The organism is Parabacteroides sp. ASF519, assembly GCF_000364265.2.
Taxonomy (GTDB): Bacteria; Bacteroidota; Bacteroidia; order Bacteroidales; family Tannerellaceae; genus Parabacteroides; species Parabacteroides goldsteinii.
In genome coordinates this window covers 5,069,108-5,081,072 of sequence record NZ_AQFV02000006.1, presented here as the reverse complement: position 1 = coordinate 5,081,072, position 11,965 = coordinate 5,069,108, and the positions used below count along the sequence as shown (strand labels likewise).

16 protein-coding genes and 1 pseudogene are annotated in these 11,965 nt (G+C 40.1%); 8 read left to right on the top strand and 9 right to left on the bottom strand.

Translation table 11 applies throughout. The features are described 5' to 3' along the window. Positions 1–24: 24 nt before the first annotated feature. The 7 genes and pseudogenes from C825_RS20395 to C825_RS20365 all read right to left on the bottom strand — a co-directional run. Positions 25–616 (bottom strand): annotated as a pseudogene (locus C825_RS20395) (DUF1573 domain-containing protein); the annotation flags it as partial. A 67-nt stretch (positions 617–683) separates the two neighbouring features. Further along, complete coding sequence (locus C825_RS20390) at positions 684–1,715, bottom strand: BF3164 family lipoprotein (RefSeq protein ID WP_010799952.1); 1,032 nt, start codon at positions 1,713–1,715, stop codon at positions 684–686. 7 nt (positions 1,716–1,722) lie between these two features. Then, positions 1,723–2,280 (bottom strand): hypothetical protein, encoded by a 558-nt coding sequence (locus C825_RS20385; protein WP_010799951.1) that lies wholly within the window; start codon positions 2,278–2,280, stop codon positions 1,723–1,725. A gap of 199 nt (positions 2,281–2,479) precedes the next feature. Then, a complete protein-coding gene (locus C825_RS20380) occupies positions 2,480–2,761 on the bottom strand; it encodes an NVEALA domain-containing protein (protein ID WP_010799950.1) in 282 nt (93 codons plus the stop codon). A 202-nt stretch (positions 2,762–2,963) separates the two neighbouring features. Further along, positions 2,964–3,845: a DUF1573 domain-containing protein gene (locus tag C825_RS20375; protein ID WP_121719594.1), complete on the bottom strand. Its 882-nt coding sequence runs from the start codon at positions 3,843–3,845 to the stop codon at positions 2,964–2,966. Between the two features lie 8 nt (positions 3,846–3,853). Next, complete coding sequence (locus C825_RS20370; RefSeq protein WP_010799948.1) at positions 3,854–4,912, bottom strand: BF3164 family lipoprotein; 1,059 nt, start codon at positions 4,910–4,912, stop codon at positions 3,854–3,856. Positions 4,913–4,915: 3 nt separating this feature from the next. Beyond that, positions 4,916–5,155, bottom strand: coding sequence for an NVEALA domain-containing protein (locus tag C825_RS20365; protein ID WP_010799947.1), 240 nt, complete (start codon positions 5,153–5,155; stop codon positions 4,916–4,918). Positions 5,156–5,461: 306 nt separating this feature from the next. Between C825_RS20365 and C825_RS20360 the strand changes: the two genes are divergently transcribed. Beyond that, a complete protein-coding gene (locus tag C825_RS20360) occupies positions 5,462–6,556 on the top strand; it encodes a hypothetical protein (protein WP_010799946.1) in 1,095 nt (364 codons plus the stop codon). Positions 6,557–6,779: 223 nt separating this feature from the next. Here the strand turns inward: C825_RS20360 and C825_RS20355 are convergent, their stop codons facing one another. After that, on the bottom strand, positions 6,780–7,700 hold the full coding sequence (locus C825_RS20355; protein WP_010799945.1) for an Rpn family recombination-promoting nuclease/putative transposase: 921 nt from the start codon (positions 7,698–7,700) through the stop codon (positions 6,780–6,782). A gap of 281 nt (positions 7,701–7,981) precedes the next feature. Between C825_RS20355 and C825_RS20350 the strand changes: the two genes are divergently transcribed. The 6 genes from C825_RS20350 to C825_RS20325 all read left to right on the top strand — a co-directional run bounded on the left by C825_RS20350 (position 7,982) and on the right by C825_RS20325 (position 10,633). Continuing rightward, a complete protein-coding gene (locus C825_RS20350; RefSeq protein WP_010799944.1) occupies positions 7,982–8,593 on the top strand; it encodes a DUF4373 domain-containing protein in 612 nt (203 codons plus the stop codon). Next, a complete protein-coding gene (locus C825_RS20345; protein WP_228100169.1) occupies positions 8,505–9,119 on the top strand; it encodes a DUF6633 family protein in 615 nt (204 codons plus the stop codon). The genes C825_RS20350 and C825_RS20345 overlap by 89 nt, the downstream gene beginning before the upstream one ends. Further along, positions 9,112–9,339, top strand: a complete 228-nt coding sequence (locus tag C825_RS20340) for a DUF4248 domain-containing protein (RefSeq protein ID WP_010799943.1) — start codon at positions 9,112–9,114, stop codon at positions 9,337–9,339. The genes C825_RS20345 and C825_RS20340 overlap by 8 nt, the downstream gene beginning before the upstream one ends. A 188-nt stretch (positions 9,340–9,527) precedes the next feature. After that, positions 9,528–9,977: an N-acetylmuramoyl-L-alanine amidase gene (locus C825_RS20335; RefSeq protein ID WP_007652753.1), complete on the top strand. Its 450-nt coding sequence runs from the start codon at positions 9,528–9,530 to the stop codon at positions 9,975–9,977. Next, positions 9,964–10,197: a hypothetical protein gene (locus C825_RS20330; protein ID WP_086004272.1), complete on the top strand. Its 234-nt coding sequence runs from the start codon at positions 9,964–9,966 to the stop codon at positions 10,195–10,197. The genes C825_RS20335 and C825_RS20330 overlap by 14 nt, the downstream gene beginning before the upstream one ends. Next, entirely contained in the window at positions 10,181–10,633 is a 453-nt protein-coding gene (locus tag C825_RS20325) for a hypothetical protein (protein ID WP_010799942.1), read from the top strand. Before C825_RS20330 ends, C825_RS20325 begins: the two co-directional genes overlap by 17 nt. 112 nt (positions 10,634–10,745) lie before the next feature. Here C825_RS20325 and fabD read toward each other — a convergent pair whose 3' ends face one another. Further along, the gene (gene fabD / locus C825_RS20320; protein ID WP_010799941.1) at positions 10,746–11,627 is read right to left on the bottom strand and encodes an ACP S-malonyltransferase; all 882 of its coding nucleotides are present in this window, start codon (positions 11,625–11,627) and stop codon (positions 10,746–10,748) included. Between the two features lie 140 nt (positions 11,628–11,767). On the opposite strand from fabD, the gene C825_RS20315 reads away from it, so the two are divergent. Beyond that, the gene (locus tag C825_RS20315; protein WP_007652767.1) at positions 11,768–11,962 is read left to right on the top strand and encodes a Sec-independent protein translocase subunit TatA/TatB; all 195 of its coding nucleotides are present in this window, start codon (positions 11,768–11,770) and stop codon (positions 11,960–11,962) included. Positions 11,963–11,965: the final 3 nt, after the last annotated feature.

Sequence of the window (11,965 nt, the reverse complement as noted above, 5' to 3'; positions counted from 1 at the left end):
TGCAGCAAACTCCCATTCGTTCGATCACCGAACATTCCCCTTTATCTTTACTTTGACAGGTTGATTGTTAATACTATTGTACTTGATCTTCACGACTTCATCGAAGAAACCTGTGTCTTTCGGTGTCATCTTAATTCCTACCCGAAGAGATTCTCCGGGTTTTGCAGGCCGTTTGTCATAGGTGGCTGCCGTGCAGCCGCAGGTGGTACTAACGTCCACTATCACGAGGGGACTCTCCCCTGTGTTTTTAACCTCTATGGTTGTTTCTTTTATTTCCGATTTGTCGAAAGTACCGAAGTCGATTTCTGTCTTTGTTGCTTCGGCTGTTGTTTTCGGTATATTTTTGTTCGGACTGTCCTTACCTGTAATCTGTTTTAGATACAAATCTTTTACGGTCGAGTTTTTGGCCGGGTTCCCTAAAATTATGACTTTGTTGTTTTTATCCAACAGGAATGTCTGGAAATTCATATCTGCCGGGAACTTGTTCCGTTTGTTTATCCGGTCATCTGTATCAATGCAGACGGGGGCGATCGAAATTGTGGCTTTTTAGCAGATAACGTATGTCTGTCATATCTTTTGGATGAAAGAAAAACAAGAAAGGAACGTTCCCGTTTGTTACCAAACAGCCTTGATATTTACTGCTCATAGTGTTATTTTTTTAGTAGTTATGAATGAATAAATTATTAATTGTTATGAATAAACTTAAGATCATATTCATATATCTCATCTTCTATATAATAATCAACAGCATATATTTTGTTTCTTTTTTTATCAAGTGTGATCATTGATATATTTTTATCACATTGATGCCTTGAAATAAGATTCCCTTCCCAATCCCATATTTGTAACTCAGGCATTTTTTTGAAATAGTCATTTCTATTTTTATTTGCGCATAATACATATATGTATTTGTCGTCAGCAGCGGGGGATGTGTAATAGTATACCATACTCTCTTTTATTTCATCAGATATATTCGAATTGTATGGTTCTATTTTCAAAATGACATCTTTTTTCATATTCCCGTTTGCGTCATAAATCTTCATGCGTTTAAAATTGAGATAGAATGAGGCAAAATATGCACCTGTGGGGTGTGCTACTCCATTTTTTAAATATGATGTGTATCTTTCGATTCCCTTTTTGTCTGCAGTTTGACTATCTTCGGGGTATTTTCCCATTGAACTTATTTCTCCACTTGCGTTATTAAGTATTTCATATTCATGATCTGAGTTGAAATCACTTGTCATGATATATTTTTCATTATTTAAATAGCTTAGTCCATTCAATCCCTTCCTTTCTATTTTTAGGTTATTTGTTTTTTCTAATGTGATTTCTGAATCAGTTACTGCATATTCATTAATATCGTTAGTTTCTGTGAATAGGACTTTAAACCCTTTATCGGTGGGTAAAAAATAATGCGGAGCAATTGTTAGAAATTCATTGGGCCCTCCTCCTCTGGTTCCAGCATTGTATATATGTTGAAAATTATTGACATTAAAGACTTTGAAAAGAGTATCAGACTTTGATTCTAAGACTACAAGTTTGTCATTTGTTACACAAAGTGAGAATGGACTTAATAATACAGGTGGGATTTTATGAGTAATAGCATTTAATTGAGTCCCTATTTTACTCTCTTTAATGTAAGTCAATTGGGATGATGATTGACTACATCCGTTCAATAAAAATATAATCGTAGATATTAATATGTAGTATTTCATATTTCTTTTATTTTAGTGTGAACGATTTTTGTATATTATTAATGATTTCCAAAAGGTTAGGGTAATCTTTAAAAGTCTCCTTTTCATACATAGCAGTTAATGCATAAACAGATTTCCCTTGTTCATATAACCAAGTGTGTTTTTTCATGTATTCTATCTTTTTTAAAAAAGGGTTATCAGCATGATAATTGATAATAAAATAAATTTTGCAAGGATTGGGAATAGCTTGTTTTGTTGTTGTTCCATTAAATATTCTTTTATGGTCTAATGAATCCATCTTGTATATATCATCACAGCTTATCCCTTTATCGTAGTCATATTTAGTAACATCAATACATATGTATCCTTTTTCTTTGGGCGTGTCAAACATTTGTTTATCAATTATTAATCCGGATTTTGCCTTCCTTACAGGCAAGTCTATTTTTTGTGTCCAATCTGATGGTATTTTTATTGAATATTTATCGGTATTCACCTCTATCCATGTCAAATTACTCTGAGCATGAATTGTGAATGAAATTAATAAATAAAGTAGAATAAATAATATTTGTTTAGTTGTATTTTTCATGATACGTTAGAATATTAAGAACTTATTTTGTGTTTTGTCCTGTTTTGAGTCTCTTTTTGGGGCTATCTCTATGTTTTCAATCTCACATAGCCTACTATGTTTCACATGAAAACAAAAAAACATCCTTGAAAATAATCCTCAAAACAGGAACGAGTAAAAACAAACAGGCCTTAAGACTTGTTTTTAATATTTATCTCTATTAAAAGTTGCAAGTTGAAGATCCTGACGCAGAATTGAGATATTTGAAATAACAAGTTTCACATACTTTTGCTATAAAAGCAGTCCCTGTTCCACCAAATACATCTTCTTGATACCATATTCTAAAGCAATGGTCACCTCCTGTTTCACCCCAAGCCAATGCTTCCACATTGGCCAGTGCCAAATCATTGAGTTCTACATTATTTTTACTCTGGCTGTAATTCCAGCCTGCTGCAAGAGCTATGGAAGTAAACAGGACTGCCCAAAAAATCTTAAGCTTCATATCTTAATCTTTTTATTAGTTATTTGATCGGGTTATTTTTTATCTTTGCCTACTATTCTTCAGATTAGATAGTCGAATGAAATAATTCATTCTGTTTTGTCGGTTATATAACCATAATACACTTCCTTTCATATTTGTAAAGGGAGACGGGGAGTTTGCTAATACATTCTTGGTCGGATGCAGCAAACTCCCATTCGTTCGATCACCGAACATTCCCCTTTATTCCAACCTTGATAGGTTGATTGTTAATACTATTGTACTTGATCGTCACGACTTCATCGAAGAAACCTGTGTCTTTCGGTGTCATCTTAATTCCCACCCGAAGGGTTTCTCCGGGTTTTGCAGGTCGTTTGTCATAGGTGGCTGCTGTGCAGCCACAGGTGGTACTTACGTCCACTATCACAAGGGGATTGTCCCCGGTGTTTTTTATTTCTATGGTTGTCTCCTTTACTTCCGATTTGTCGAAAGTTCCGAAGTCGATTTCTGTCTTTGTTGCTTCGGCTGTTGTTTTAGGTATATTCTTATTCGGACTGTCCTTACCTGTAATCTGTTTCAGATACAGTTCTTTCACTGCCGTGTTGTGTACCGGATTTCCTAATACAGTGACTTTATTGTCCTTATCCAGCAGGAATGTCTGGAAAGTTATGTCTGCCGGGAATTTGTTCAGTTTGTTTAGTCGATCGTCTATATCAATACAGATAGGGCGATCGAATGCGTCTCGTTTCAGGAGGTAACGTATTTCTTTGGCATCTTTAGGATGCATGAAGAAGAGGAAAGGAACTTTTCCTTGTGTTACTGAATCAGTGTATTCGATCAGTTCCTTCCATTTATGAAGTTGCAGTTTGCAACTGGTGCAACCGATAGAGTCTACATATATTAATACCTTGTATTCAGATTGTGGGATTTGGAAATCCGTAGTATCTGTCAGATAGCGTGTGAAGGTCAGGTTTTCAGGGAACTGTATTTGTTTCCCTTGCCATTCGGTGACTAGATGCGCAATCTTATTTTCCTTCTCTTTCTGTTCGTTGTGGCAGGAAAAGAAGGTGGTTGCTATTAATAATATGTAAAGATAAAAGGCTTTCATATCGTTTGCTAAATCTTAAATTCTATAATCGGGTCATCGCTTTTCACCTCGGTGGCGATAATCGTATTTGTTTTTTCGTTTACATCAATGCCATGTATCGCATGGTCAAGGGTATATTTTTGTACCGGATTTCCTTTCAGATCGAAAACATAAATAAATCTGCCTCCGTCTTCCAGTTCTTTTCCCTGCTTATAGGCTGCCAAATCATCTTTTAACTTGATTCCCTGAAATACGGCATAAATGTATTTGTCGGTAACTTTTATATCATTGAATCCCATAATTCCGTCCGGAACACCTGAACCGTCACGCGCTGTTTTGAACTCGGGCTCTCCGTTTGGGCCATATAAAACTTTATGCGTACTGTCTTTTAAATTGTAAATTTCCAGTGTTTCTCCCAATTGGGTGACCATTGCCAATATACCATTATCGGGATTATAGTCCATGAAGGGACGCCAAGCTTGTACCAATGCCGGACGCGATGTCTCTTCTTCTGCTGCTTCGCTGGGAATAGTGCCGTGGTTTTGGATGGCTTTACCATTGCCGTCTACTTCCCAAAAACGGTGCTCACCCATGTAGTCGGGAACTAAAAATCCCGATTCCATCGTATGAAAGTCGAGCGAACGGACTAATTTCTTATCTAATTTGATCTCTTCGACCCGTTCCGCTGAACCGTTAGTCGAAGAGATTTTCCAACGTGTAATCTCCATCTTATTGGCTTCGAGTGCCCATAAAGAGTCTAAGGAGTTGAATTGGATGCTGATAGCCGATAGCATTTCTTGTGGAGCCTCTCCACGTCTACCGAATGAGGTGATGTGTTTCCATCCCGGATAGGTAAATGCATGCAAATAATGGTCCATATTATGTAGGTCCATGACAACAGCGATACTGTCCCTGACCGCTACCCGGAAGGGGTAGCGGAACAGGATAGTATCCAGGTTGATTACCTGTGCACTGAGCGCCTTGGTTTTGGGAAAATCCGAGTATCTTGGAAAGTGCGAATCCGGAGAACTCGAACAGGCGGTCAGATAACTAATACCTATTAATAATATGGATAAAGGATACTTCATTGATTATTTTAAACTGAAGTTGATAACTTTTGTTTTCACCCAGTCTCCATAACAATCGACAGAACCCCACCCTAAGCATAGAACATCCATATAATCGTCATCATCTTCCGGATTTGCCAGGGCTTCGATGTTTGCATAAACCAAATCTGTCATGTTATTTTCACTGCTTTGTTTTGTGTATAAATAACCGGCAGCAATAATGGTTACTAATCCTAATACTAATTTAAATGTCTTTTTTTTCATTGTTTATAAAATTGATTCACTAGCAAATTTAGAATTTATATTTTGAATTACAAACTTTTTGGTGAGTTTAAAATCTTGAATATCAAGCTTTGTGTAAAATAATGACGTCAACTAGGGCATGTTTTGTTGAAAATTTATATGTAAAATATATGCAAAAAGTATGCATCTAATATGCAGATATATTTTATCTGTTTGATAATGCTGTATTTGAAGTTTTATATAAATTGCATATATTGATTATGATCAAATTAGGCTTATTGTCTTGAAAATTATTCTTATTTTTGTAAAGGCAAATAGGATCTCTTTATGAAAAAAACTTGGAAAGTGGCAATGTATTGGGGGCTTTTTATTTTATTCATTCTCGTAGGAGAAGGTATAGTCTGCTATGAAGTGTATGATAAAATAAAAATAAAGGTCTATTCTCTTTTCGAAGAGGTGGTTGAAGTGGATATCGATATGCGGATAAAAGAGGAAAGAGTTATTGTTAAGAGGGTGAAGCGTGAAAAACATCCTGTAGATACTACCTCTGTTTGTACATCGGAAGGAAAGTATACCCAAAAGAAAGAATTTGCTTCGAAAGCATCCTATAAATATAATTTGCTGCAGCATTATCTTAGTGATTCTGTTCCAATACAGGTATCGGTTATCGATAGTCTGTTTCAAGCGGTTTTGCAACAAGCCGATATCCCGGCAGAAGTAGCTGTAAAATCTGTAGGAAAAGACTTTTACAGTAATTCTAAAAATGTGGTTATGTATAGCAAGGATATTTCCCGGGATTTTTTATATGTGGCTTTACCTGTTAAAAAAATGGAAATCCCAGCTTGTGATTATGCTGTCAGTTTGCAAGGGTTCATTAAATGTCCATTCGATTATTTGTTGAAGGAGTCGGTGAGTTTAGTTTATTTTAGGATTTTTATATCGATCTCTCTAGGTGTTTTATGTTGGCTTATATCCTATACAATAAGATTATGCGTAAAGAAAAAGGCTCTTATATCTCCTGTTGAAAATGTGGGATTGGTTGATCAGTCGGAACCTGAAAGGGTAGTGGAAAGCGAGACGATAGACGTTATCAAACCTCTACAACCGACTACAAGAGAATGGCTGAGTGTTACGGATAAGATTCTTCTGGATGAAACAACCGGAGATGTCAAATTTGACGGTGAAATAGTATTACGTTTAAAAGGATTGAACTTAAAACTGTTTGTGTGTTTTGTTAAAAACATAAATGTAGGTGTCGGATTTGTTCAGCTGAAAAACGATGTATGGAATAACAGCGATACAAACAATAGTACAATAAGTATACAAGTCAAAAAGTTGGAAAAAAAATTGCAAGAAAAAATTCCGGTTATATCAATAGAAAATATTCATGGAGAAGGGTATTGTTTAACAGTCTCCGAATAGTTATTCTCCAACTATCAAAATGACACTACCCAACCGGGTAAATCGGATTAATATACCGGGTAAAATAAAATACCCTACCGGGTAATATTTTTTAACGTATCAAAGCGATTTTCAAAATCGTTATTCACTATCAAAATGGCAATTTGGGATTTTGTATGTATTGCTATAAAAATCCCGGCGAGAAGAGCCTCCCCGGGAATATGTTTTATGCCGTGTCAGGTCTTTAGAGCTGTTCTATTTCTTCTATCGACAAGCCGGTAGATCGTGCAATAATGAGAGGGTCGACTCCGTTCTGCTTCAGGTTTATAGCTATAAGTCGTTGTTGCTCTGCTTTCCCTTCTGCTTTCCCTTCTGCTCTCCCTTCAACTATTCCTTCCGCTTTCCCTTCCGCTATTCCTTCGGCCCGGCCTTCAATCCATCCGGTTTTGATCACACTGCGTTGATAACGTATAGCTTCCATATCTGCATAATATTGTCGTCTGTCTTTCTCGTCTAACTGGTCTATCCGCAATCGTTCGCGTGCTTCTTGTAAACCGTGAACCGTACTGTTTTTATCGATCTCGCCGGTTTTCAGGAAAGCAATCCATTCGTCCAAAGGCGTTTTCGCCTGTTGGTTAAAACCGTCTACTCGTAATACGTAATATTCAGGAAAAATATCTCCGGCTTCGTGTCGTACAAACTGTTCACGTTGGCGTACGGACAACTGAAGAATGTCATTGTAATGGATTCCTTTAAAGCTGGTACGACCATGATAGACATAGTCTTTGCCTTGCCCTAATTCAAAATAAACGATGTTGATTGAATATACTTTACGAATAACACCATATTCCTGGCCTTCATTGATATAATCGGTAATGGCTTTGGATGCTCCGTATAACATACGATGGAAATAATCCAGTTCACGGTTGTTCTGTACCTCAATGATGATGAGTTCCCCTTTGCTGTCTTCTGCCAGCATATCTACCCGGTTGAATTTATCATCGACACTATCCTTGTTGCTTTCGCTTTCCAGCATTTTGACAATACGTATTTCTTGCCCAAGTAAAGTGGACAAAAAGCCTTCCAACACAACAAAGTTTGATTTATTACGTAAAAGGCGCTTTACGGCCCAATCGAAACGGACCAAAGCAGAATCATTTTTCATAGTTGTTCATATTTAAATTGTTACGATACAAAGATATGTTTTTTTTTCATCTAAAAGCATATTATCCCGATTTTTACCGGAAAAATAGGTTTTAAAAATATATTTTCCTATGTTTACCGCATAAAGAGTCTAAGGGTTGAATTTTAAACGGGAGTTTGGAGTTCAACTTTTACTGTTTTTGTACACGCCAAAGACTTTTATTGTAAATCACTTCCTTTCTTTCGCACCGGATTTGTTAACCGTTGGTGCTTCAGGTAATCAACATTTTAAAAATTAAAATTATGGCTAGACCATTAAAAAAAGGACTGGGCTATTTTCCGCTGGATACGGACCTGTATTCGGACAGGAAAATACAACGCCTGCTCCGAAAGTACGGGTGTAAGGGCATCTGTATTTATTTAGCGATCCTTTGTGAAATTTACCGGGAGAAGGGGTATTATATCTCTTACGACAGTGATTTCTGTTTCGATATCTCTGTTATCCTGGGGTTGGACGAGGCTACGGTCAGTGAGGCGGTCCTTTATTGTATAGATCTTCAGTTGTTCGACAGGGAACTGCTGGAATACCGGCAGGTACTTTCTTCGCTGGCGATACAGAGACGCTTCCGGGAGATCAGTAAAAGACTCGGAATAAAGATCGATCCGGATCTCGAAATACCGGATAATTGGGCGAATGAAGGGGTTATTGTTGCAGAAACCCCGGTTATTGCAACAGAAACTCCGGTTTCTGTAACGAAAACCCCGGAAAATGGAAATGGAAATCAAAATGTAAATGTAAATCAATCTACACAATATGGAAAATCAAATGAAACTCGATTTTCAGACGATAACGGAGAAGCTGCCCGACGGGAAGAACTCCTCCGCATGGCTGAAGAAGCAACAAGAAGTTGCTGATATGACGGCTCGTTATGGGAATGCGGAGAAATTCCTGAATACGTTTAAACCGGATATGCAGGTAATGGCCGCCCGTTATACCGAGCGTGCTTATTTCGGTACGGCTCCCATGCTGGAAACGGTTTGCCTGGGGTATGGCGAGTTGGTGGTCATGGTGTTTATATGCGCTCTGCTGGAAGATATTAACTTGTTCGTCGGGGTGAAAGAGAAAATGCCGGTCAACCGCCAGCGCGAGTTGTCGCGTCTGGTGTTGGCGGAATATCCTTATTTGAAAGTGACGGAATTGCTGTTGTTTTTCCATCGGCTGAAATGCGGGCGTTACGGCCGTTTTTACGGGATGGTGGATGCGTTGACTGTCACCAGTGCGCTGATGCAGTTTATGGGCGAACGCCTGACGGAGACAAACCGTTATAAGGCGGCACGAAAGAAGGAGGAGAAACCGGAGAATGTGTCGTCCGGCGGTATCACTTACGAGGAATATTTGCAACTGAAAGAAAAACAACAAAAACAAAACAATCATGGATAAGAGCAAGGTATGGGGGCATACGGAACTGGCCCGGTTGTATTTCCCGGGTATTTTACTGAAATCGGCTTCTGCACAGTTGTCGTTGTGGATCAGACGGGATGAAGAGTTGCTGGAGGATCTGAAGAAAGCAGGTTACCGCAAGGGGCAGCGTATGTTTACGCCGCGCCAGGTGGAGATCCTGGTGGATCATCTGGGCGATCCTGAGAGCTGGAATATTTGATAATAAATAAACGAAGCGGGACGGTGAACGTGTTCGGGTTCAATCCTTGTCTCTTTGCCTGAATACTCCGGTTCCCGGTAAAATCTGTTTTATTCCCTCTTATTCCCTGCTATTCCCATTTAAACCGATTCCATACTTTTCCCTTCCTGTACATTTGCCTTCATATTAACAATAAATGGAATTGAATCATGAGAAAAATTAATCTGATTGTTTTGCATTGTTCGGCTACCCGTGAGACGATGGAGTATACGCCGGAACAGCTGGAACGTGACCATAAGGCGCGTGGTTTCTTTTCGGCCGGTTATAATTATTATATCCGCCGTTCGGGTGAGGTCGTACCGATGCGTCCGCCGGAGCAGATTCCGGCACATGTGAAAGGATATAACGCGTTCAGCCTGGGGATTTGTTACGAAGGTGGGCTGGATGCCGGCGGGCATTCGAAAGATACGCGTACGGAGAGGCAGAAATTGTCTATCAGGGGATTGTTGCTGCTGCTGTTGGTGCAGTATCCGGGATGCCGGATCTGCGGGCACCGTGATTTGTCGCCCGACCGGAATGGCGACGGGAAGATCACGCGGGATGAATGGTTGAAAGAGTGTCCTTGTTTTGATGCGGAGGAGGAGTATGGGATATTGTAAAAGAAGGGGTTGGTCGCTTGGTTGCCAGTTATGGGTGGCGGTTTTGTTGTCGCTGGCAGGTGTTGTATTGTTGTTTATGGGGTTTTGGTGCAGTCCGGCAGGGGAGATACATAACTCGGTGTTGGTGGGATTCGGTGAGGTGTCGACGTTTTCAGGGGCGTTGTTCGGGGTAGATTATAGTTATAAATATAAGATCAGAAGAGATGAGAATGGAGAGTAAAGGATTGATCGGGAGCTGTTTGTGTATGCTGGTGGCCGGCGGTGGCTGTGTTGCGGGGAGGAAAACGGTGGCGGAGCGGACGTTCGGGGAGAGGGATTCGTTGATTGTGGAACGGTACGACAGCTTGTGGGCGGAACGTGTATGGAAGTCTGATATGCAAACGACGCTCCGGTGGGAGGAGGTCTCGTTTTCGGCTCCTGACAGCAATGGCAGGCAGCATGTAGGGCAAATAAGGCGTGCTGTCGCGGACTGCCGGCAGGTTTCTGTCAGTCAGGATACCCTGCTTTCACTTTCGCGGCAGGAAGGCCGCTGGTTGCGGGAAACAGTGGCTACGGAGCAGAAAGAAAGCGGCTGGTCGCTGGGGCGCTTGCCGGTTTGGTGGGTGCTGGGTGGGGTATTGTTATTGGGAGTTTGGTTTAAGATTAGAAAAATATGAACTATCTGATAAATTTTGCATCATTAAGTATATCGTAGAAGTCATATTTAAGAATAAAAAAAGGTTGGCAATATTCTTTTGCCAACCTTTTTTATATACATGGATTTGTAGCTTATTGCATACCTTCCGTAGTCATTTCTTTATTGATTTTCTTGACTAATCCTTGCAGAACTGCACCTGGGCCTAATTCGATGAAATGGTCGGCACCGTCGGCGATCATGTTCTGAACGCTCTGAGTCCAACGAACCGGAGCTGTCAGCTGGGCGATCAGGTTGGCCTTGATTGTTTCAGGGTTGGTTTCGCCTTTTGTGCTTACGTTCTGGTAAACAGGGCAAGAAGGTTTGTGGATCGGAGTTGCTTCGATAGCGGCAGCTAGTTCGGCACGGGCCGGCTCCATCAGCGGAGAGTGGAATGCACCCCCAACTTTCAACTTCAATGCACGTTTTGCACCGGCAGCCAGCATCTTTTCGCAGGCAGCGTCGATACCGGGGATTGAACCGGAGATAACCAGCTGACCCGGACAGTTGTAGTTTGCACAAACAACTACTTCGTCTGTAATACTTGCGCAGATTTCTTCAACTGTTGCATCCGGCAAAGCCAGTACAGCAGCCATCGTGGAAGGAGTGGCTTCGCAAGCTTTCTGCATAGCCATGGCACGTTTGGAAACCAATACCAGACCATCTTCAAAAGACAGTGCTCCGGCTGCAACAAGTGCAGAGAACTCACCCAGGGAGTGGCCGGCTGTCATATCCGGTTGGAACTGGTCGCCTAAAGTTTTAGCGAGGATAACCGAGTGTAAGAATATGGCAGGCTGTGTAACCTTGGTTTGTCTCAGATCTTCGTCTGTTCCTGCGAACATCAGATCTGTAATGCGGAAACCGAGAATTTCGTTTGCTTTCTCAAACATCTCTTTTGCAAGGGGATTGTTATCGTAAAGGTCTTTTCCCATTCCGACAAACTGTGCACCCTGACCGGGAAATACATAAGCTTTCATCTTTCTAATCTTTTTCTAATTTCAGTTTTTTAAGACGGTGCAAAGGTAATAAATTTAGAATAATGGAGTGACTATTCGTTACAAATAGTATCTTTGCCCCTATTAAAAGGAGAATATTAACGACTAATATTTATAATATCATGAACGAATTACTATTTTTAGGAAATTTAGGTACAGGCGAAATCGTTATCATCGCCATTGTTGTGTTGTTACTTTTCGGTGGAAAGAAAATTCCTGAACTGATGAAAGGTATCGGTAAAGGTGTGAAGAACTTTAAAGACGGTGTAAAAGGATTAGAAGACGACATTAAGCTGGACGACAACGATAAGAAGTAGACG